Below are 21,711 nucleotides of genomic sequence, written 5' to 3'. Positions count from 1 at the left end.
TATACAAAGTTGTTTTCCTATTCTTCTGATTTTTTCTTACGCTATAATTAACCCAATAACGACCCATTAATAAGAGTGTCTTATTATCTAAAATTGGATTGATGTGGTTTTACGTGGATAAAGTTGATTGATTAAATTGATAAACTGAACATTTAGAACTACCTTTTCCAGATTGGCTAGGAATGGAAAATACTATGAAAATACTTGTCACTGGTGGTGCCGGGTTTATTGGTTCGGCCGTTGTAAGGCATGTGATTAATGAGACCCAAGACAGCGTTGTAAATCTCGATAAGCTTACTTATGCTGGGAATTTAGAGTCCTTATCTGAAATTGAATCCAGTTCACGTTACCATTTTGAACAGGTGGATATCTGTGATCGAGCTGAGTTGGATCGCGTATTTCAACAACATCAACCAGATGCGGTGATGCACTTAGCTGCTGAAAGTCATGTTGATCGCTCGATTGATGGTCCTGCGGACTTTGTCGAAACCAATATTGTTGGTACTTATTGCTTACTTGAAGCAGCAAGATCATACTGGAACTCTCTCGAGACGGATAAAAAGGCGGCTTTTCGTTTCCACCATATCTCGACTGATGAAGTCTATGGTGATCTTGAGGGAACCGACGATCTTTTCACCGAGACCACATCTTACGCACCTTCAAGCCCTTATTCGGCTTCGAAAGCATCGAGTGACCATTTGGTTCGAGCATGGCAACGAACGTATGGATTGCCAACAATGATTACCAATTGTTCGAATAACTACGGTCCATTTCATTTCCCCGAAAAACTTATTCCATTAATTATTCTCAATGCTGTGGAAGGTAAGGCGTTACCGGTTTATGGCGATGGTATGCAAATCCGTGATTGGCTGTTTGTTGAAGATCATGCTCGAGCGCTTTACAAAGTGGTAACCGAAGGTGTCGTTGGCGAAACCTATAACATTGGTGGTCACAACGAGAAAGCTAACATCGAAGTTGTTAAAACTATCTGCTCGTTATTGGAAGAACTTGTTCCTGCCAAACCAGAAGGTGTTGCACATTACCAAGACCTGATTACCTATGTAACTGATCGCCCAGGGCACGATGTACGTTATGCAATTGATGCATCGAAAATTGGAACTGAATTAGGATGGACACCAGAAGAAACCTTCGAGAGTGGTATTCGTAAAACGGTGGAATGGTATTTATCAAATCAAGAATGGTGGACAAGAGTGCTAGACGGTTCATATTCACGTGAACGATTAGGAGCGTAACAATGAAAGGTATTGTATTGGCCGGTGGTTCCGGAACTCGCTTATATCCGTTAACTCGTGGTGTATCTAAGCAGTTACTGTCTATTTATGATAAGCCTATGATTTTTTACCCAATATCAACATTGATGTTGGCAGGCATTAAAGATATTTTAATTATCACAACTCCTGAAGATAATGAAGGATTTCGTCGCTTACTCGGTGATGGCAGTATGTTCGGTGTGAATATCGAGTATGCGGTGCAACCTAGCCCTGATGGGTTAGCTCAAGCCTTTATTATTGGTGAAGAGTTTATCGGTGATGATTCAGTTTGTTTGGTTTTAGGGGATAATATCTTCTATGGTCAATTCTTTAGTCAAACCTTAAAAGATGCTGCCGCTCGCGAAGGTGGTGCTACGGTATTTGGTTATCAAGTAAAAGACCCACAGCGCTTTGGTGTACTTGAGTTTGACGAGAATATGAAAGCTTTATCGATAGAAGAAAAACCGACGAATCCAAAATCGGAATTTGCGGTAACAGGGCTATATTTTTACGATAATCGTGTCGTGGATTTTGCCAAACAGATTAAGCCATCACCACGAGGTGAGCTAGAAATTACTGATCTCAATGAGCTATATCTGCATGACGGCAGTTTAAATGTTCAGCTATTAGGTCGTGGTTTTGCGTGGTTGGATACTGGGACTCATGAAAGTCTCAATAGAGCCGCATCATTTGTTGAAACTATTCAAGATGTTCAAGGTCTTAAAGTCGCGTGTTTGGAAGAAATTGCATGGCGCAATGGGTGGCTGACTGATGAGCAAGTGCTTGAATTAGCACAGCCAATGATTAAGAATGAATACGGTTTGTACCTTGTTCGTTTGATTGAAGAAAGCAGGAAGGCTAACGCTTAATGAAGGTAATGGTAATTGGATGCTATGGCCAAGTAGGTAGGTGTTTAACAGACCAACTTAGCATACGTGATGACATCGAATTACTGGCAACAGGTCGAGAAAATCTCGATATTACCGATAAAGAAGCGGTGTTCTATAAGGTCTCCTCTTTCGTTCCCGATATCATAATTAATGCAGCTGCTCACACCGGTGTCGATATCGCTGAGTTAGAAAAGCCGCATTGTTATGCCGTCAATTGCGAGGGACCGCGTTATCTAGCGCAAGCTGCTCAACAACATGATGCAACGCTTCTTCATATCTCTAGTGATTACGTATTTGCTGGGGATAAAAATGGCCCGTATAAAGAGTGCGATGTACCCGCACCTCAAGGTGTTTACGGACGGAGTAAGTTTGCTGGAGAACAAGCGGTAAGCGAAGCTTGTGATAAGCACATTATATTGCGCACTGCTTGGGTATTTGGGGAGCGAGGCAGCAACTTTGTTAAGACAATGATTCGGCTGGCGAGATCAGAAGAGAGTATTGGTATTGTTGGCGATCAATTTGGTGGGCCAACGTACGCCGGCGATGTTGCAGCGGCTTTGATCAAGATTGCTGATACCATTTATAGCCAAGGTGAGTCGTTTTCAGGTTTTGGTCTTTACCATTTTTCAGGTGCGCCGAACTTGAGTTGGAGTGAATTTGCTCAGGAAATTTTTATTAAAGCTTTTGAGTTTGATCTGATAGATAAAATACCGGAAGTCATCAGCTTAACATCCGACGAATATCCAACGTTTACCAAGCGACCTGCTAACTCAATGTTTGATACCACAAAAATTACGCAAACCTTTTCCATTCCAGCCAGTAACTGGCGAGATGCGCTGAATAATATCGAAGCATATTCCAAATAGGATTCATAATGAAAGTAATACAGACAAGCATTCCAGATGTAAAAATTATAGAACCTGCTGTTTTTGGCGATGAACGTGGTTTTTTTATGGAAACTTGGAGCCAGCAGAAATTTGAAGAACTTGTAACCGGAAAGCCGACTCACTTTGTTCAAGATAACCACTCTAAATCCAACCAAGGTATTTTACGTGGTTTGCACTATCAAACTGAAAATACTCAGGGTAAGTTGGTTCGAGTTGTCAGCGGTGAAGTTTATGATGTCGCGGTGGATATTCGTGAAGGATCACCAACATTAGGGCAATGGGTTGGCGTTGTTCTTTCTGCACAAAATAAACGTCAATTATGGGTGCCAGAAGGGTTTGCTCATGGTTTTTATGTTATGAGTCCAGAAGCCGAATTTGTTTATAAATGCACCGATTATTATAATCCGAAGGCTGAGCAATCTATTGTTTGGAATGATGTTACCCTTGGAATAGAATGGCCGTTGGTTGACAATGTTCAACCTCTGCTTTCTTCTAAAGATGAGCAGGGATCAAGCTTTAGTGACAGCGTTAAATTGGCTTATTAGAATTACTTTTATAATAAAATTTGGTGACTTATGATTTTACCCGTAATAATGGCAGGTGGCTCTGGCAGTCGTTTATGGCCGCTCTCTCGAACACATTATCCTAAACAATTTTTATCGCTGACCAGTGATAGCACTATGTTGCAAAACACTATCGAACGTCTTGACGATATTGATCATTTGGCGCCTTTCATTATTTGTAATGACGAGCATCGCTTTATCGTTGCGGAGCAACTTCGTTCATCATCTTTATCTCACAGTGGTATTGTATTGGAACCTGTTGGTCGAAATACGGCACCGGCTGTCGCGATTGCTGCACTAAATGCGGTTAAAAATGGCGATGATCCGTTACTTCTTGTTTTGGCCGCTGACCACGTAATTAAGAACCAAGCAGCTTTTACTGACTCGGTAAACAAAGCAAAGCTTCAAGCGCAACAAGGCAAACTAGTGACATTTGGTATTGTTCCTACTGCTCCTGAAACGGGTTACGGCTATATCAAACAAGGCAATGCCCTTGATGCTTCTAGTTATGAAGTGGCACAGTTCGTCGAAAAGCCAGACCTAGATACGGCAAAATCCTATTTGTCTGAGGGTGGTTACTACTGGAATAGTGGAATGTTCCTTTTTAAAGCATCTGCATTTTTGGAAGAGTTAGAAAAACATCGCCCAGATATTCTTGCAGCGTGCCAAGAGTCCGATAAAACCGCCTATCCTGATCTTGATTTCATTCGATTAAATAAAGATGTTTTCTCACTTTGTCCTGATGAGTCAATTGATTATGCGGTTATGGAGCCCACCGATAAAGCGGTAGTGGTGCCTATGGATGCTAACTGGAGCGATGTTGGTTCGTGGAGTTCTCTTTGGGAAGTGAATGAAAAAGACCAGCATGGTAATGCGATTCGTGGTGACGTGCTGATTGAAAACGTGAGCAATAGTTATCTTTATTCCGATAACAAACTGGTTACCGCAGTTGGAGTCGATGGGTTAATTATCGTTGAAACCAAAGACGCATTGTTAGTGGCGAGCAAAGACAAAGTTCAAGACGTAAAAAACATTGTTAACCTTTTAAAAGATCAAGGTCGTGCTGAATGTCTTATTCATCGTGAAACCTACAGTCCTTGGGGATCTGCGGACTTGATTGCAGAAGGCCAACGTTTCAATGTTAAGAAAGTAACCGTAAAACCTGGTGGTAAAACATCGTTCCAAAAGCATTACCATCGTGCTGAACATTGGGTTGTCGCTTCGGGAACCGCAAAAGTCATCAAAGGTGATGAAGAGTTTTTACTTTCTGAAAACCAATCTATTTATATCCCGCTAGGGGTATCTCATGCTATTGAAAACCCTGGCAAATTGCCTCTTGAGATTATTGAAGTGCGCTCGGGAAGTTATTTAGAAGAAGATGATGTCGAGCGTATTGAACGTCAAGGCTATGTCGATTCTGAACAGGCATTATTTGATTAACTCTAATTAAATACGTCAAGGAGAGGGAGTCGATATCATGTTGACTCTCTCTTTTGTCTTTATCAAACTACGCGCCTATGTTTTAACCTGCAGCTAATGAAGCGTAACCAAGGTGATGGATTGTGACTATAAATAGTGCAACATTAAAATCGGCTTTGCGACAGTCTCCGCTGATTGTTATTTCACTTGCTTTACTCTACCTATCGATGCATTTCGGGATTAGTTCGCTTTTTCAGATTGGACTCGAGAACGAAGTTGACCGCTATGCAGAGTTTATGCTCAGTGCTGATACACAAAGTCCTGACTTTGAAGATAAAGCTCAAGAGCAGCGTGATACGGTAAATCGCCTTGCCGATGACATTTTAGATATGAATTCGGCAAACCCTGATGTACTTGCGTTACTGGGCTACATTGCTACAACTAATTACTGGGACGGAGAAGATGCTGAAACTGCACTGACTCGAGCCAGTGAGGTTTATCGCTCAGCAAGTCATATACGTCCCCTTTATTCTGCTACTTATGCCGAAGAGGCGTACGTTTTAACTTATCAAAATCAACCTTTTGAATTGGTTCAGCAACGACTTGAACTGGCGCAACATTTTGGTCCTTATCAGAACTTGACTGCAAGCACCGGCATCGATCTTTTATTTGCTAATTGGCAGGAATTGGATACCGATCAGCGACTGTTAGCCATTCGCTATTTTTCCGAGCATTCTAAATATGGGTTTAATAGATATGAACTCAACGACTTAGTTGCAGTGTCTTTGGAAAAAGAAAAACTTTGCAGCGTAGCGACATTTGTTGGTCTAGACTTAAGGTCATGTCGCAAAAAGTGAGGCCTTAACGAATGCAACAGAACCACCGATGTAAAGCGAACGGAACTGAGGTTTACCCAGCGGTAAATCGTCTATGGTTGTTTGTGGCGGTGGCTGGAGTGTGCGGTTTGGTGTCATTGTTTAAATCATTGGGAATATTAGCTGAACAGATTTCACATTTAGAGTGGCGATTAGGAGGGGATAAGCACCTTCACTTTTTAATCGCCAGTGGATTGAGTTTTTTATCGGTTTTGGTGATGCCTTCCTCTAAGCGTCGAGTGATGTTTATTGGATGGCCGACTTTAGTATTGTTATGCGCGGTGACGCTAGATGAATTGAGTCAATATTATTTGCCGAGACGAGCGTTTTCATTATCAGATCTAGCCGTTAATTATGCTGGGATAGTGGTCGGAGCAGCAGTTTGCATCCTGATTCGACGACTATGGGTAACAAAATAATAAGGTAGTTGATACTTATATCAACTTAGTCATCTGATAAAAAAGATGATCTTATTATAGGAGCGGTTGCATTTCTTGTTTGTGAGAATGTCATGAAACCGTTAAAATTAAATTGGATAAGAGAACATAGATCCACTAGAATACGTGATATTAGTCGAATAACTTATTGGCCTGCTAACGCCAGCTAGTGTATTCAATGTTTAATATATGAGGGAACTCTATGAAACTTAAATCGTTATCTCTAGGTGTTGTTGCCGCGTTAGCTATCTCCGCTGCACCAGCTTATGCTATTACTGATGCTCAGCAAGCGATCGTTGATCAAGCTGTAGCAGCACAATCAGGATCAAGTGCTGCAGAACAAGTTGCTTCAATCTTTGGGCAATGTGTCAATCTAGGTATTGGCGCAGGCGCTTCTGATTGTTCTGAAGCGATGTCTGATATTGTTGCTAGTGTTATCGCAGCAGACCCAGCAAGTGCTGCGGAAGCGGTTCAAGCTGCTATTGCTATCGCTCCTGAAGCGACTGATGCTATTGTCGCTTCTGCTGTTACAGTAGCCCCAGAGTCTGCTGGTGACATCGTCGCTGCAGCTGTTGCTGCAGGCGCAAGTGTTGATGACGTTGTTACAGCAGCTGTCTTAGCAGGAGCAGATCCAACTACCTTAACAGACGCTGCTGCCGCTGGTACAACGACAGCTCGTCGTCTTCGTTCTACTTCAGGTAGTGGTATTTCAGGAAACTAATGACGATACTGTCTTAGCCTAATGATATACAAAGCCCAAAATGGTTATAACTGTTTTGGGCTTTTATTTTTTAATTTGTTTATTTAATAATTAGGAATGTATGTCTCGTACTGAACGTTTTTGCTTTTATAATCTTCTGGCTCTGTTGGTTTTTCTACCGCTTCCTTTGGCGAGTCATCGCCCTTGGGCTTGGTCGTTATTTGAAAGTTGGATTGCAGTTATTACCTTGCTCACTCTATATAGTTATCGTGAGCATTTTCCTTGGAAAAGAGTAAAGCGTTATCTATGGCTATTGGTTCCATTGGCTCTGTTTCAAGTGTGGGTGTTATTGCAAATAATTCCGATTCCTTCTAGCTTATTGGCAATTATTTCACCTAATGCGAGCGAGGTATATCAGTTAGTTGGCAGTACTTCTTTTACTATTTCCCTTGACCGATACGCAACTCTATCAGGGTTGTTGAAAGGCGTAGCTTATACTCTGTTCGCATTTAATGCAGTGATTTTGGTTAATTCAATATCACGTATCAAACTTGTTCTTTATACCATTGTTATTTCAGGTACTTTCCAAGCCTTTTATGGTGCGTTAGAAGTATTACTCCATACTGATATTAGTTGGATATTTGGTTTAGAGCAGGGCAACCGAGCTAACGGAACGTTTGTATATCATAACCATTTCGCTAACTATTTGATGATGTCGCTCTGTATTGGAACGGGCTTGATTATATCGCAACTTCATCAGACTCCATCAGGTTCTTGGAATGTTCGCTTGAATCGCTGGACCAGTGCGATGATGTCTACAAAAATGATTGTACGTCTTTGTTTGGTTGTAATGGTCATCGCTTTAGTAATGACGCGCTCTCGAATGGGTAACAGTGCTTTTTTCTCGGTGACGGTGATTGGTGGCATCATCGCCATGATTTTCTATAAAAATCGCCCACGCGCCTTAACAGTGATGATCATATCGTTAATTGCGATCGATACATTGGTGGTGGGGACAGTATTTGGTTTATCGAAAGTCAAAGATCGTTTAGAGGCGACATCTGCACAAGCAGAAACCCGCGACCAAGTTGTTGAGTGGAGTATGGATATTATTAAAGATTATCCAGTAACGGGGACTGGGATGGGGAGTTTTTATTCGACTTTTCCTAGCTATTCGCATTACAATATTGGTTACTATGACTTTGCTCATAATGACTATATTCAGTTTATTGTTGAAGCTGGAGTGCCTGCAACTCTAGTTCTAGGTTCTGCGGTCCTTTGGGCTATTTGGCTTAGCTTAAAAGCAATACGTAAGCGAAACAGCAAAACTCTTAAAGGTACAGCGTTAGGTGCTTTGATGGCAATCGTGGGTATGCTTATCCACATTACTGTTGACTTTAATCTTCAGCCTCCAGCAAATGCAGTGATGTTTATCATGATTTTAGTATTGGCTGGCGCAAGTAGTTCGCTTCCTGTTGTTAAAAATAATAAAGTAGAACCTTAGAATATGGTTTGTCTTATTGTTGAGAGGAACATCATAATAAGACGATGTAACACTTGTTGTAATTATTTGTACGTTATCTAATTTAGTAATAAATTAAAGAGAGCGGTTTAACTTTAATGTTATTTTGCTCAATAGCTTCATATTTGATCATCAAATTAGGTGCTATGCTTTTCCATAGTGTCATTTTTATTAAATTGCTATTTGATCAGCCAAGCATTATCTGGCTAATAGAATATATAGGGACAAAAAAAATGAAAAAAACGTTAATTGCAGTGGCTCTGTTATCGACTATCGGTTCTGTTAATGCAGCTGAAATTTATGCATCGGATGGCCTAGCACTGGAAATTTCTGGTGAGGCTGATGTTAAATATATTAAGGGTCAAGCAGAAGACAGTGACGCTGAATTAAATCTCGAGAGTTCTACTATCAGCGCTGATTTTAGCTATGAAGCTTCTGAAGCTCTTGTTGCTGGTGCTTATTATGAGATTGATGGTACTGGAGACACAGGTTTCGAAGTTAGTGACTTGTATGTTTATTTAGTTGCAAATGATTCTTCTACCTTATCTGTTGGTACACAATCTAGTGTATTTGATGATGCAGGTATCGGTAGTGATTATGATTTTGGCTTTAGCTCTCACATCTCGAATAGTAATATCGCAACTGCTGGTGATCAAGTTGTTAAGTATTCTTACGATGGTGGAGAAACTATGTACGCATCGGTTGCGTATATTCTTCAAAAAGATGACGTTTCTGACGATTATCAAGTAGATGGTAAGATTGGTTTACGTTCAGGTGATGCTGACTTTACTCTATTTGGTGCTCAAGTTGAAACTGGTGACCTATCATCAAATGCTTATATCTTAGAAGCAAGTTACACGCGTGGTGATATTAATCTTGCTGCAACTTATGGTATTTCGACAACAGAGCAAGCTGTTGGTGATGATATCGATCAGAGCATTGTTGGATTGGCGGCGGTTTATGATCCAGGTGAGTTCTTGGCTTATTCTGCAGGTTGGGCTCTTGTTGACCGTGATAATTTAGATGACGCAATTAATGATGTTTATGTTAATGCAACTTACTACTTCACAGACAACGTTAGTACTTATGCGGAAGTTGGTTTTACTGACCAAGATGATGCCGAAACAGGTTACGTTGTTGGTATGAACGTAAGTTTCTAAGCGAATTTTTTTAGAGTTAATCGCTCAATTAAATTGCTAAAAAGTAGCCGCTATTGATTAGCGGCTATTTTTTTATTACTGATACTTAGTATTTGTCTATTCTATGTGATAGAAACTTTGCCTACATGAATAAAAGTATTTAAAATGATTCTTCTTACTTTTAATGATATTTATTTCATGGACTCTTGTGGCGTTTGATAATGTTAATGAGAGATACACTTCAAACTCTACGGAGACGAGCTGTTGTTTGACCGAATTTTAGTTATTTGTACCGGTAATATTTGTCGTTCTCCTTATGGAGAAGAGAAGTTAAAGCATCTACTGCCTAATAAGGTTGTATCTTCAGCTGGAGTTGCGACGAAGAAGAGTGGGTTAGAGCGATCTCCTGCCGATCCGTTAGCAATTGAGGTGGCACGGGATCTTGGTTATGACCTTAGTGCTCATCGTGCAAGACAAGTTACCTTCGATATGATCGATGATGTTGATTTGATCCTTGCGATGGAGAGAAATCAGATAGAAGTATTATGTGAGAAGTTTCCTACTGCTCGCTCAAAAGCTTTCTTATTTGGTCACTGGATTGGATTGAGTACTATTGATGATCCATATCGAAAAGGAGAAGCTTCGTTTCGCCAAGCTTTCTCTAACATTGATAAAGCCGCCGACTCTTGGTTAAGAAAGCTAGGTTAGTTATTACGGTGGGAGGAATACTGATTGCAAGTGTCAGTTCCTCACACTGTTAAGTTGTATGTCACTAAACCGCAATTAAATCCACACGTTATTGTCATAGTGCTCGACTACTATTTCAAACCATAACTTTGGCCACATTGATATGGTACTGATATGGCAACTTCTTTATTTAAACCCACGGTAATAGCGTGTGCATTGGCTGCGTGCTCATCCTCCGTGTTCGCTGAGTCATTTAATCGAATCGCAAGCTTCCCTGTTGCAGAAAACCTTCCAAATAATATTAGCAATAAACATGAGACGTCTGCTGAGATAATTGCGGCAAGTGGCGATGGTAATACGCTTATCTATTCTGATAGCCCTCTAGGCGGCGTTGGTTTTGTCGATATTGAAGATCCTGCAGCACCAAGCGCTTTAGGGTTTTTAGCCCTTGATGGTGAGCCTACTTCCGTCGCTGCGTATACTGATTGGTTTGTGGCTGGCGTTAATACGTCAAAAAGCTACATCGAGCCATCGGGTTTTCTCGCAATGGGGAATATTTCAAGTCGTACGTTGACAGGTCGTTGTGATTTAAATGGCCAGCCTGACTCGGTCGCTATTTCTAAAGATGGTCGTTATATTGCTGTTGCTATTGAGAATGAACGAGATGAAGATCTTAACGACGGCGAACTACCTCAGTTACCTGCTGGTTTTATGACGATTATCCCGACAAAAGGAAATATGCTTGATTGTGAAAACAGCAAAAGAGTTGAGCTTACTGGGTTTGCATCTGTAGGGGCGTCTGATCCTGAACCGGAGTTTGTTGCGTTTAACGACGATAATCAAATCGTATTAACCCTACAAGAAAACAATCATATTGCCATTATTGATGCTAATTCAGGTGAAGTGATAAACCACTTTTCAGCGGGAACGGTTGATTTAACCGATATTGATATTAAGAAAGATGGTGCTTTGGATTTTACCGGTTCTCTTAAGAATGTCGCTCGTGAACCAGATTCAGTTAAGTGGTTAGACAGTGACCGCTTTGTGATTGCAAATGAAGGTGACTATAAAGGCGGCGCTCGAGGTTTTACTATTTTCAATAAGCAAGGAGAAGTGCTGTTTGAAAGTGGAACGAGTTTTGAGCAACAAGTTGTACGAGTAGGGCACTATCCTGATAAACGCTCTGGTAAAAAAGGCGCTGAACCTGAAGGATTGGAAGTTGCATCATTTAAAGGTCAAACGTATATTTTCGTACTTTCAGAGCGTGGTTCGATTGCTGCGGTGTATCGAGATACAGGTGCAGAACCGGTGTTGGTTCAAATGTTACCATCGGGAATTGCTCCCGAGTCCGCGATTGCTATTCCCGAACGTGGTTTAGTTGCAACAGCAAATGAAGGTGACTTGATCGAAGATGGCGGGTTGCGTTCACATATTATGCTATATCAATTGCAAGATAAGCCTGCAAGTTACCCACAAATTGAATCTCAGCACGATGAGCACGGCCACTATATTGGTTGGGGGGCACTTTCTGGCTTAGCGGCCGATGTAAAAACGCCAGCAAAACTCTATGCTGTAAGCGACAGTTTTTATCATAATCAACCGCGAATTTTTACGATTGATGCATCAACAACTCCAGCGCAGATCACTTCAGCAATGACGGTTACACGCAATGGAAAGCCCGCTGAAAAACTTGATCTTGAAGGGATGGCTTCCGATCCTAATGGTGGTTTTTGGTTGGCATCTGAAGGAAATGAAAAGAAAGACGTTCCTCATGCTCTTTATCATGTTGATTCTGATGGTGAGATTGATCAACGTGTCGACTTTCCTTCTGAATTGTTGAAGCACCAAGTTCGCTTCGGAGCGGAAGGCATCGCACTTCATAACGATACTTTATGGGTCGCGGTTCAACGTTCTTGGAAAGATGATGCGAAAAATCATGTAAAATTGTTGGCCTATAACATCAACACGCAATCGTGGGGAGCGGTCAGTTATCCTTTAGAATCCCCTAAAACGGGTTGGATAGGTTTATCGGAAATTACGATACATGGTGATTATGCGTATATTTTGGAACGAGATAATCAGATGGCGGACAATGCTGGGGTTAAACGTCTCTACAAAGTCGAACTTAACGAGATGACTCCGGCCGCCATTGGTGATTCATTACCCGTGGTAACTAAGACTTTGGCGCATGATTTCCTTCCAGAATTAAGCGCGACTCATGGACCTGTCGTTGACAAATTAGAAGGTTTTACGATTGACGCAGCGGGTAAAGCCTATGCTGTAACCGATAACGATGGTGTTGATGATAGTAGTGGTGAGACCTATTTCTTCGAAGTTAAACATTTCTAGTTATTAATAAAACCCGTACTTGAGTTGAGTGCGGGTTTTTTCCTGCTTCCCTTTCTCGTTCCATTATCTTTGATTTATATTCATCCTTCCAAGTTTTGATTGTGTCAACGATCAAGATAAGCGAAAATAGCGCCCAATTTTTCTAATTTATTTAGATTGGATACCGAATCCTCGTTCCGTTCGTATGATTACGAGGAATTCGGTATCCGATCTGTCCTTAACAGAGAAGACTCAATTAATGTCAAATGCAGAACTTTTACACGAGGTGTCTACGCGACGTACGTTCGCCATCATTTCTCACCCTGATGCGGGTAAAACGACGATTACCGAGAAGGTTCTGCTTTTTGGTCGCGCGATTCAGCAAGCGGGTACTGTAAAAGGCCGTGGTTCTAAGCAGCACGCAAAATCTGACTGGATGGATATGGAAAAAGAACGTGGTATTTCGATTACTACGTCAGTGATGCAGTTTCCATATAACGAATGCTTGGTGAACTTGCTTGATACTCCTGGACACGAAGATTTCTCGGAAGATACCTACCGTACGTTAACCGCTGTTGACTCCTGCCTTATGGTTATCGACGCCGCAAAAGGGGTAGAGGATCGTACGCGTAAATTAATGGAAGTCACTCGTTTGCGTGATACTCCTATCATTACGTTCATGAATAAGCTCGACCGCGATATTCGCGATCCAATGGAATTACTTGATGAAGTAGAGAATGAGTTAAACATTCTTTGTGCGCCGATCACCTGGCCTATCGGATGTGGGAAAGAGTTTAAAGGGGTTTATCATATTCATCGTGATGAGACGATTCTTTACTCAACAGGTCAAGGTTCGACGATTCAAGAAGAACGTATTGTTAAAGGACTAGATAATCCTGATTTGGATAAAGAGATCGGAGACGAGCTGGCCGCACAATTGCGTGATGAACTTGAGCTTGTTATGGGCGCATCGAATGATTTCGATAAAGAGCTTTTCCTTGAAGGTGAATTAACCCCCGTCTACTTCGGTACAGCATTAGGTAACTTTGGTGTTGATCATATGTTGGATGGATTAACGGAGTGGGCCCCGGCACCGATGCCTCGTCAAGCCAATGAGCGTGAAGTTGTTGCAACGGAAGATAGCTTTTCTGGTTTTGTGTTTAAGATTCAAGCCAATATGGATCCGAAACACCGAGACCGCATCGCCTTTATGCGAATAGTTTCGGGAACTTATACTCAGGGCATGAAAATGAATCATGTACGTATAGGTAAGCAGGTCAGTATTTCTGATGCCGTTACCTTTATGGCGGGTGATCGTTCGCGTGCCGAGCATGCTTACGCCGGCGATATTATTGGTTTACACAACCACGGTACGATTCAAATTGGTGATACTTTTTCTGTCGGTGAAGCACTTAAGTTCTCGGGAATTCCTAACTTCGCACCAGAACTGTTTCGTCGGATTCGTTTACGTGATCCACTAAAACAAAAGCAGTTGTTAAAGGGGCTTGTTCAGCTTTCTGAAGAGGGGGCGGTTCAAGTTTTCCGTCCGCTTCAAAATAACGATCTTATTGTTGGAGCCGTCGGTGTGCTTCAGTTTGATGTGGTGGTGGCACGTTTGAAATCAGAGTATAACGTGGAAGCCATCTACGAAGGTGTGAGTGTCGCGACCGCGCGTTGGGTTGATAGCACTGACGTTAAGAAATTTGAAGAATTTAAACGTAAATGTGAGTCAAACCTTGCCCTTGATGGTGGGGATAACTTGACCTATATCGCCCCAACGATGGTGAACTTGAATCTTTCGAAGGAACGTTTTCCTGACGTTGAGTTCCGTGCGACACGAGAGCACTAATCGTCTATTGAGCGAAACAAAAAAGGGGACACTGGTAGCAGTGTCCCCTTTTGTTTTTATTTACAGACTAAAAGCGTTATTTTTTCTTCTTCACTTTTTTCTTCACGCTTTTTTTAGCAGGCTCTTTTTTCTTTTTCTTCTTTACGATCGGTTTTTTATGTTGTGGACGCAAACCATTAACAAACCGCTCTTTAATTTCTTCTTTAGTGTAACGACAAATACGTTCCATCATTGCCTGATCGTGTGCTTCGACCAAAGAAATTGCGATGCCTTTTTTGCCGGCACGCGCAGTTCTACCCACGCGGTGAAGAAATACATCAGCAGTACGAGGAAGATCGAAGTTAATCACATGACTGATGTCTGGGATATCGATACCACGTGCGGCTACATCGGTGGCAAGCAAAATATTAACCGTACCATCGCGAAAGCGACTGATGGCATTATTGCGTCGATCTTGAGGCATTTCCCCTTGAATCCATGCACAAGGAATATTGGCTCTTTCGAGTTCCGAGCGAAGATCAGCCAAACGATCACGCGTTTTCACAAAGACAATGGCTCGCTCGGCCTGATCCGTTAAGATCGTTTTTAGAAGGGTTAACTTATGTGGCATATCATCGCATCGGTGATACCACTGAGAGATCTTTTTACGTTCTCGACGAGGTGGCTCTACATTGACTTCAACAGGCTCTTTCAGTAGTTCGCTAGTAAAGCCTTCGACACCACGTCCTTCAAGGGTTGCTGAGAATAGGAGTGTTTGTTTGCGCCAACGACATTCAGCGGCTAATCGGTCGACGACAGGGGCAAAACCCATATCAAGCATTCGATCGGCTTCATCAAGAATTAACCATTCAATCGCACGACAATCGAAACGTTCAGCCTCAATGTACTCCATTAATCGACCTGGTGTCGCAACAACAATGTCTTGAGTGGTTGCCAAAATATCCGCGTGTTCTTGGTATTGAACGCCACCTGTAATTGTAAAAATGTGCAGGTGTGTATTTTTGGCTAACTCTCGCGCTTGGTCGGCGACCTGCATGGCAAGTTCACGTGTCGGAGTGAGAATTAAAATCCTTGCTGGGCCTGGTTGGCGGCGTGGAAAATCTTGTAAGAATTGCAATGCAGGAAGAACAAACGCAGCCGTTTTCCCTGTCCCAGTAGGCGCACAAGCTAATACATCTCGACCATCAAGCGCATGAGGAACCACACCTTCTTGAATTGCAGTTGGACGAGAATAGCCCATCGCATCTATTGCTTGGAGCAAATTAGGGTCTAGTTCTAAGTCGGCAAAAGTTTTAATCACTGTCTGTTCTCCGAGTGACGACAATTATTGTGGCAAAATTGAGGGCGAGTATTATAGTGGCTTCCTAGTAGGAATCACATCACTAATTGATTACATCTTAAGGTAAAATGCCTTGGTTAGCTTAATAAATTCCACACTGTAGTGACCATCTTGCTGAATAATCAGATTTCTTTGCTCTACAGACGATGACTTTTTCTTAGTTAATTCGAATAGTACTCTCGAGGTTGGTTTTCTTGGGGTAGTTTGTATTTCACAATAACGGCTGAGGTGCCATCCTGCCTGCTTAGCATGCTCAATCATGTTATTTCCTTCGATTATCGGCAGAATAAAACTGGCTTTGCCCTTTGCAGAAAGTAATTGATAGCAACATTTCAGTAGCGTTTCATGAGTGAAGTGAAGAGTGTGGCGGGCGGTTGCTCTTTCTATGCTTTGCGCACTTTCACCGTTAGTAAAATAGGGCGGGTTACACACAATCGCATCATAATTGGCAGTGCTGGTAAAAGATAAAAGATCACGCTGCAGAACTGAAATACGCTGAGCCCAGTTTGAATTATCAATATTGTGTTGCGCAATCTTACAAGCTGTTGAGTCGATTTCGATGGCATCGATGCTGATTTCTGGAAAACGCTGTGCTGCCATCAGTGCCAGTAACCCAGTACCGGTACCAATATCAAGTAGACGCTGTGCGCTTTCCACATCGAACCAAGCTCCTAGTAAAATCCCATCGGTGCTCACTGGCATTCCACAACCTTTTTGCGTAACAGCAAACTGCTTGAAGTGAAAGGTTTTCTCATCATGAAGAATAGTCATAAGCCTCTGAACGTCTGAATAATGGCATTTAAAAACGACTTTATGGTACTTGGTTTTGTGGACAAAACTGAGCGAAATCTATTTGTTGTAGAGTAATGGCCAATTTTCCATTTTTTCCTGTATCTTCATCACATTTTTCAGTAGAATTCTGCGGTTAAATTCTATGCGAAAGTAATGTGCAACGATGTTTGAAATCAATCCTATAAAAAACCGCCTACAGGACGTATCTGAACGTACAGATATCCTGAGGGGGTACCTTTGACTATGACGCCAAGAAAGAGCGTTTAGAAGAAGTCACTGCTGAACTAGAACAATCCGATGTGTGGAACGAACCTGAACGTGCTCAAGCGTTAGGCAAAGAGCGTTCAGCCTTAGAAGCGGTGGTTGAAACCATTGATCAGCTCGATCAAGGTGTCGATGATGTTGACGGGTTACTTGAACTCGCTGTTGAAGCAGAAGATCAAGAAACGTTTGATGAAATCGATCCTGAACTATCTGAGTTGGAAGCGAAATTAGAGAAGCTGGAATTTCGCCGCATGTTCTCGGGCGATCATGATGAGTCTGATTGCTATATCGACCTTCAAGCAGGCTCTGGTGGTACTGAAGCGCAAGATTGGACGTCAATGCTACTCAGAATGTACCTGCGTTGGGCGGAATCGAAAGGCTTTAAAACTGAAGTGATTGAAGTCTCAGATGGTGATGTGGCTGGATTGAAATCGGCGACGATAAGAATTGCTGGTGATTACGCCTATGGCTGGTTACGAACCGAAACCGGTGTTCACCGTCTTGTGCGTAAATCTCCATTTGATTCGGGCGGCCGTCGACATACCTCGTTTGCTTCTGCTTTTATTTATCCTGAGGTGGATGAAAATATTGCGATCGACATTAACCCAGCAGAGTTGCGCATTGATGTATACCGAGCATCTGGTGCCGGTGGTCAGCACGTAAACACTACAGAATCGGCGGTGCGTATTACTCACTTACCCACTAACACCGTGGTTCAGTGTCAAAACGATCGTTCACAGCATAAAAACAAAGATCAAGCGATGAAGCAGTTGCGTGCAAAACTGTTTGAATTGGAACTTCATAAGCAAAATGCTGAGAAGCAAGCAAACGAAGATGCCAAATCTGATATCGGTTGGGGAAGCCAAATCCGATCTTATGTATTGGATGATTCTCGAATAAAAGATTTGCGCACCGGCGTTGAAAACAGAAATACACAAGCCGTACTCGACGGTGACTTAGATCGATTTATTGAAGCAAGCTTAAAATCTGGGCTTTAGCTTTCGTTCTAACTCTAAACTTATATTTCTAAGCTTATATTTTTAAGTTAAAGAGAAATAACAAATTTTTACTGTAACTTTTTACTGAAAACCATGTATAGGGCATATCCCAAATGACTGATGCGAATCAAAACGACCATTTATTAGAAGAGAACAAACTGATTGCAGAGCGCCGCGCTAAATTGGAGCATATCCGAAAGATCGGTAAATCTAATGGTCACCCGAATGATTTTCGTCGTGATAGCCTAGCTGGTGATCTTCAAAAAGAGTTTGGTGAGAAGAGTAAAGAAGAGTTAGAAGCTTTAAATCATATCGTTGCGATTGCGGGCCGCATTATGGCCAAGCGTGGTCCTTTCTTGGTGATTCAAGAAACATCGGGTCGTATTCAAGCTTATGCTGCGAAACCTGTGCAGAAAGAGCTAAAAGAAGTCTATCAAGGCTTAGACATTGGCGACATCATTGGTGTTAAAGGTGCGTTACATAAGTCAGGAAAAGGCGATCTTTACGTTAATATGGAAGAGTATGAACTGCTTACTAAAGCACTTCGTCCACTTCCAGAAAAGTTTCATGGTTTAACAGACCAAGAGCAACGCTACCGCCAGCGCTATGTCGATTTGATTGTTAACGAAGATTCTCGTAACGCCTTTATCATTCGTTCTAAGTTGGTTGCTGCGATTCGAACGTTCATGTCTAAAAAAGGGTTCTTAGAAGTAGAAACACCAATGATGCAAACCATTCCTGGTGGTGCATCAGCTCGTCCGTTTGTGACGCATCACAATGCGTTAGACATTGATATGTATCTGCGTATTGCGCCAGAGCTTTACTTAAAGCGTTTGGTTGTCGGTGGGTTTGATCGTGTATTCGAAGTGAACCGCAATTTCCGTAATGAAGGTTTGTCACCACGCCATAACCCAGAATTCACCATGATGGAATTCTATATGGCATACGCAGACTACCGTGATCTGATGGATCTTACTGAAGAGATGCTAAGAACCTGTGCGCTCGATGTGTTAGGCGCAACCGCAATGCCGTATGGCGATGAAATGGTTGAATTTGGTGGCACTTATACTCGTATGAGCATGTTGGATGCGATTAAACACTACAACCCAGATCATGCCGATATCCAAGCTCTAGATTACGATGGCGTTCAAAATCGTGACCTAATGGTATCTATTGCTAAATCGCTACATATCGAGGTTGAAACCTTCTGGACATGCGGTCAATTGCTAGAAGAAATTTTTGGTGAAACCGCGGAGCCACAGCTGATTCAGCCAACGTTCATCACAGAGTATCCGGCTGATATTTCACCGCTTGCTCGTCGTAATGATGAAAACTCATTTATTACCGATCGTTTTGAGTTCTTTATTGGTGGCCGCGAAGTGGCAAATGGCTTCTCTGAGCTTAACGATGCAGAAGATCAAGATGCGCGCTTTAAAGCTCAAGTCGACGCGAAAGAGTCAGGTGATGATGAAGCGATGTTCTACGATGCCGATTACATCGTTGCGCTAGAACATGGGCTACCGCCAACCGCGGGTCAAGGAATTGGTATTGATCGTCTTGCAATGCTATTTAGCAATTCACATACGATTCGTGATGTGATTTTGTTCCCTGCAATGAGACCTCAATCGAATTAATTATTGGATCTTAGTTCAGTTTTTACGATTTGTAATTGTTATAAAGAGCCTCTTCTATTTAGAAGAGGCTCTTTATTTTATATGCTAAAAAATATAGTACTCATTTGTAGTAATACGGATTTGGCGTAGAACAAAAAGACATAGATTTTATATTTGTATTATTAAATGAAGAATGAGTTGGATAACGTATTGTTGAGATTATTAATTTTACTTGTCCTATTAATAAGACAACCAAAATCTAATGCTTTTTTTTAGTTACGTCTTTTGCATATATTAGTACACTGTAAAATAGTTAATAATTATTTTAAATAGAATAGTGGTAAGGATCGTTCATGAATAATCAGTTTCGAATGGATTCCGTTCCAGGATCTTTGGTTGTAGTTGGTGGAACCTATGAACCATGGTTATCAGTATTAGAACAGGTTGGGTGGCGTTGTTCTCAAGTTGCTGATTTACGCAAAGCTGATACGTTGTTTGCGTCAACAGGGCCTTGTATTGGTGTAGTCGATTTAAGTGAAGATGAATTCAGCTTAAATGGAATTGCAACCTTGGTGAGTTCTCATCGTCAAGTTCGCTGGATTGCCTTTATTCGTGAGTCACAGTTAAGCTCAGACACGATTTGCCAATTCATTGTTAACTTTTGTATTGATTTCTTTACAGCTCCAATACCAGATGCACAATTGCTTAGTACGATTGGTCATCAATTGGGAATGTTGAAACTTGAGAAAAAAGTTTGGCCTAACTATGGTTCGTCTGGTGATATGGGACTGATCGGGGAATCTGTACCGATTAAACGTTTACGAGATCAAATTAAGCGCATCGCTCCAACGGATGTAAGCATCTTGATTCATGGTGAAAATGGATCGGGTAAAGAAATGGTAGCGAAAGCGATTCACGCAAATTCTGCTCGTTCTCAGCGTCCATTTATTCCTGTAAATTGTCGTGCTATGTCAGAACGTCGCTTTGAAAAAGAGCTTTTTGGCGTTAATAATGACGAAGAAGAATTTGTATCACTATTAGAGCAAGCCGATGGTGGAACGATCCTCCTTAACGATATTCTGTCTATTACTGCAGAGCAACAAGTTAACTTGTTACGTTTTTTCCAAGAAGGAACAGTAGAATCATCGACTGGTTTTAAAAAGGTTGATGTACGTATTCTTGCAGCAAATTCGACAGACTTAGAAAAAGCGCTAATTGATGGCGACTTTAACGATGAGCTTTATCATTATATCAATGTACTGCGAGTCAATGTTCCAAGTTTAAAAGAACGATTAGCGGATATCCCGTTATTGGCTCGACATTATCTGCAGCTTTTTTCAAAGGAATACAATGCCCAAGCACGTGGTTTTACCGATGACGCATTGAAAGAGCTGTCTCGATATAGCTGGCCGGGTAATGTTCGTGAGCTAACGAATCAGGTCAAACGCATGGTATTGATGTCAGATACTGTCATGCTAACTCAAGATAACTTGGACTTACCAAAACGTAGCGAAGGCAAGATGAGCCTCAAATGCGTAAGAGAACGCTCTGAAAAAGAAGCATTGGTTATGGTACTTGAGTCAAATGGTGGTCAGGTATCTCAGGCAGCCAAAGAGTTAGGAATTTCACGAGCAACGATGTACCGTTTGTTAAATAAACATGGGTTGCTGACAGAAGAGATTGCTTAAGCAGATTCGTATTTATTGTTTCTAAAAGCCGCTGTGTTATAACGCAGCGGCTTTTTTATATCTGTAAAGTCGAACAATATAAATCACTTAGAGTCGATTTTATATCAGAGAATAACGTTGCTATTTCAGTGTTAAATAGCGGATTTTTAGTTAATTCTAGTCTATTGAATAAAATTCATACATTTAGGTTGTATTGTGAATTCATTTTCATATAATCATTTATGAGGTTGTCACCTCACACTAATTGGACTTTTCATTTTTCGGAGGCGTACATGAATATCACATCGATACTATCTCAATGTTCTGCTTCTTCTCATTTCTCTCATTTTGTGTCTTCAGTGATGCTGCGTAATAACGCCTACCTTATGGTGTCTATGCATTCGTCTGTCGCCATGATTTTTGCAGATAAACGAGATAACCGAACCAACAATGAAATGATCCGTTAGCCAT

Annotated in this window: 19 protein-coding genes; 17 read left to right on the top strand and 2 right to left on the bottom strand. The window is 41.6% G+C overall.

Annotated features, from left to right (window positions below):
- Positions 1 to 194: 194 nt before the first annotated feature.
- The 13 genes from rfbB to prfC all read left to right on the top strand — a co-directional run bounded on the left by rfbB (position 195) and on the right by prfC (position 14,567).
- Entirely contained in the window at positions 195 to 1,253 is a 1,059-nt protein-coding gene (rfbB, locus tag ACWU4D_RS13875; protein ID WP_456052038.1) for a dTDP-glucose 4,6-dehydratase, read from the top strand.
- A gap of 2 nt (positions 1,254 to 1,255) precedes the next feature.
- Positions 1,256 to 2,140 carry a glucose-1-phosphate thymidylyltransferase RfbA gene (gene rfbA / locus ACWU4D_RS13870; protein WP_456052037.1) on the top strand — a complete coding sequence of 295 codons (885 nt, stop codon included), beginning with the start codon at positions 1,256 to 1,258 and terminating at the stop codon, positions 2,138 to 2,140.
- Complete coding sequence (gene rfbD, locus ACWU4D_RS13865; protein WP_456052036.1) at positions 2,140 to 3,027, top strand: dTDP-4-dehydrorhamnose reductase; 888 nt, start codon at positions 2,140 to 2,142, stop codon at positions 3,025 to 3,027. Before rfbA ends, rfbD begins: the two co-directional genes overlap by 1 nt.
- 8 nt (positions 3,028 to 3,035) lie before the next feature.
- Positions 3,036 to 3,593 carry a dTDP-4-dehydrorhamnose 3,5-epimerase gene (rfbC, locus tag ACWU4D_RS13860; protein WP_456052035.1) on the top strand — a complete coding sequence of 186 codons (558 nt, stop codon included), beginning with the start codon at positions 3,036 to 3,038 and terminating at the stop codon, positions 3,591 to 3,593.
- A gap of 30 nt (positions 3,594 to 3,623) precedes the next feature.
- Complete coding sequence (locus ACWU4D_RS13855; protein ID WP_456052034.1) at positions 3,624 to 5,051, top strand: mannose-1-phosphate guanylyltransferase/mannose-6-phosphate isomerase; 1,428 nt, start codon at positions 3,624 to 3,626, stop codon at positions 5,049 to 5,051.
- Positions 5,052 to 5,173: 122 nt separating this feature from the next.
- Positions 5,174 to 5,887: a hypothetical protein gene (locus ACWU4D_RS13850; RefSeq protein ID WP_456052033.1), complete on the top strand. Its 714-nt coding sequence runs from the start codon at positions 5,174 to 5,176 to the stop codon at positions 5,885 to 5,887.
- Positions 5,888 to 5,898: 11 nt separating this feature from the next.
- Positions 5,899 to 6,324: a VanZ family protein gene (locus tag ACWU4D_RS13845; RefSeq protein WP_456052032.1), complete on the top strand. Its 426-nt coding sequence runs from the start codon at positions 5,899 to 5,901 to the stop codon at positions 6,322 to 6,324.
- A gap of 220 nt (positions 6,325 to 6,544) precedes the next feature.
- A complete protein-coding gene (locus tag ACWU4D_RS13840; protein ID WP_456052031.1) occupies positions 6,545 to 7,063 on the top strand; it encodes a hypothetical protein in 519 nt (172 codons plus the stop codon).
- A 100-nt stretch (positions 7,064 to 7,163) separates the two neighbouring features.
- Positions 7,164 to 8,546 (top strand): O-antigen ligase family protein, encoded by a 1,383-nt coding sequence (locus ACWU4D_RS13835; RefSeq protein ID WP_456052030.1) that lies wholly within the window; start codon positions 7,164 to 7,166, stop codon positions 8,544 to 8,546.
- A gap of 251 nt (positions 8,547 to 8,797) precedes the next feature.
- Positions 8,798 to 9,724 carry a porin gene (locus ACWU4D_RS13830; RefSeq protein ID WP_456052029.1) on the top strand — a complete coding sequence of 309 codons (927 nt, stop codon included), beginning with the start codon at positions 8,798 to 8,800 and terminating at the stop codon, positions 9,722 to 9,724.
- A gap of 243 nt (positions 9,725 to 9,967) precedes the next feature.
- A complete protein-coding gene (locus ACWU4D_RS13825) occupies positions 9,968 to 10,411 on the top strand; it encodes a low molecular weight protein-tyrosine-phosphatase (protein ID WP_456052028.1) in 444 nt (147 codons plus the stop codon).
- A gap of 153 nt (positions 10,412 to 10,564) precedes the next feature.
- Positions 10,565 to 12,739: an esterase-like activity of phytase family protein gene (locus ACWU4D_RS13820; RefSeq protein WP_456052027.1), complete on the top strand. Its 2,175-nt coding sequence runs from the start codon at positions 10,565 to 10,567 to the stop codon at positions 12,737 to 12,739.
- 238 nt (positions 12,740 to 12,977) lie between these two features.
- Entirely contained in the window at positions 12,978 to 14,567 is a 1,590-nt protein-coding gene (gene prfC, locus ACWU4D_RS13815; RefSeq protein WP_456052026.1) for a peptide chain release factor 3, read from the top strand.
- 76 nt (positions 14,568 to 14,643) lie between these two features.
- On the opposite strand, the gene srmB is transcribed toward prfC, so the two are convergent.
- Together srmB and ACWU4D_RS13805 are read right to left on the bottom strand one after the other, a co-directional pair.
- Positions 14,644 to 15,867 carry an ATP-dependent RNA helicase SrmB gene (srmB, locus tag ACWU4D_RS13810; RefSeq protein WP_456052025.1) on the bottom strand — a complete coding sequence of 408 codons (1,224 nt, stop codon included), beginning with the start codon at positions 15,865 to 15,867 and terminating at the stop codon, positions 14,644 to 14,646.
- Positions 15,868 to 15,957: 90 nt separating this feature from the next.
- Positions 15,958 to 16,677: a tRNA1(Val) (adenine(37)-N6)-methyltransferase gene (locus ACWU4D_RS13805; RefSeq protein ID WP_456052024.1), complete on the bottom strand. Its 720-nt coding sequence runs from the start codon at positions 16,675 to 16,677 to the stop codon at positions 15,958 to 15,960.
- Between the two features lie 184 nt (positions 16,678 to 16,861).
- Here ACWU4D_RS13805 and prfB point away from each other — a divergent pair.
- The 4 genes from prfB (at position 16,862) to ACWU4D_RS13785 (ending at position 21,707) form a co-directional block, all read left to right on the top strand.
- A protein-coding gene (gene prfB, locus ACWU4D_RS13800; protein ID WP_456052023.1) for a peptide chain release factor 2 occupies positions 16,862 to 17,960 on the top strand; the annotation gives its coding sequence in 2 pieces (ribosomal slippage) (positions 16,862 to 16,936 and positions 16,938 to 17,960; 1,098 coding nt in all).
- 113 nt (positions 17,961 to 18,073) lie between these two features.
- A complete protein-coding gene (lysS, locus tag ACWU4D_RS13795) occupies positions 18,074 to 19,594 on the top strand; it encodes a lysine--tRNA ligase (protein WP_456052022.1) in 1,521 nt (506 codons plus the stop codon).
- Between the two features lie 332 nt (positions 19,595 to 19,926).
- Positions 19,927 to 21,261, top strand: a complete 1,335-nt coding sequence (gene vpsR / locus ACWU4D_RS13790; protein WP_456052021.1) for a cyclic-di-GMP-binding transcriptional regulator VpsR — start codon at positions 19,927 to 19,929, stop codon at positions 21,259 to 21,261.
- A 272-nt stretch (positions 21,262 to 21,533) separates the two neighbouring features.
- Entirely contained in the window at positions 21,534 to 21,707 is a 174-nt protein-coding gene (locus tag ACWU4D_RS13785) for a hypothetical protein (protein WP_456052020.1), read from the top strand.
- The last annotated feature ends 4 nt before the right edge of the window (positions 21,708 to 21,711 follow it).

The sequence above is a fragment of the Vibrio phycocola genome (assembly GCF_053850235.1).
This window is presented reverse-complemented; position numbering and strand designations above follow the sequence as displayed.

Bases quoted from the DNA above. Each gene is read 5' to 3' on its own strand.
- rfbB (WP_456052038.1), top strand. From the start codon at position 195: ATGAAAATACTTGTCACTGGTGGTGCCGGGTTTATTGGTTCGGCCGTT.
- rfbA (WP_456052037.1), top strand. From the start codon at position 1,256: ATGAAAGGTATTGTATTGGCCGGTGGTTCCGGAACTCGCTTATATCCG.
- rfbD (WP_456052036.1), top strand. From the start codon at position 2,140: ATGAAGGTAATGGTAATTGGATGCTATGGCCAAGTAGGTAGGTGTTTA.
- rfbC (WP_456052035.1), top strand. From the start codon at position 3,036: ATGAAAGTAATACAGACAAGCATTCCAGATGTAAAAATTATAGAACCT.
- ACWU4D_RS13855 (WP_456052034.1), top strand. From the start codon at position 3,624: ATGATTTTACCCGTAATAATGGCAGGTGGCTCTGGCAGTCGTTTATGG.
- ACWU4D_RS13845 (WP_456052032.1), top strand. From the start codon at position 5,899: ATGCAACAGAACCACCGATGTAAAGCGAACGGAACTGAGGTTTACCCA.
- ACWU4D_RS13840 (WP_456052031.1), top strand. From the start codon at position 6,545: ATGAAACTTAAATCGTTATCTCTAGGTGTTGTTGCCGCGTTAGCTATC.
- ACWU4D_RS13835 (WP_456052030.1), top strand. From the start codon at position 7,164: ATGTCTCGTACTGAACGTTTTTGCTTTTATAATCTTCTGGCTCTGTTG.
- ACWU4D_RS13830 (WP_456052029.1), top strand. From the start codon at position 8,798: ATGAAAAAAACGTTAATTGCAGTGGCTCTGTTATCGACTATCGGTTCT.
- ACWU4D_RS13820 (WP_456052027.1), top strand. From the start codon at position 10,565: ATGGCAACTTCTTTATTTAAACCCACGGTAATAGCGTGTGCATTGGCT.
- prfC (WP_456052026.1), top strand. From the start codon at position 12,978: ATGTCAAATGCAGAACTTTTACACGAGGTGTCTACGCGACGTACGTTC.
- ACWU4D_RS13805 (WP_456052024.1), bottom strand. From the start codon at position 16,677: ATGACTATTCTTCATGATGAGAAAACCTTTCACTTCAAGCAGTTTGCT.
- lysS (WP_456052022.1), top strand. From the start codon at position 18,074: ATGACTGATGCGAATCAAAACGACCATTTATTAGAAGAGAACAAACTG.
- vpsR (WP_456052021.1), top strand. From the start codon at position 19,927: ATGAATAATCAGTTTCGAATGGATTCCGTTCCAGGATCTTTGGTTGTA.
- ACWU4D_RS13785 (WP_456052020.1), top strand. From the start codon at position 21,534: ATGAATATCACATCGATACTATCTCAATGTTCTGCTTCTTCTCATTTC.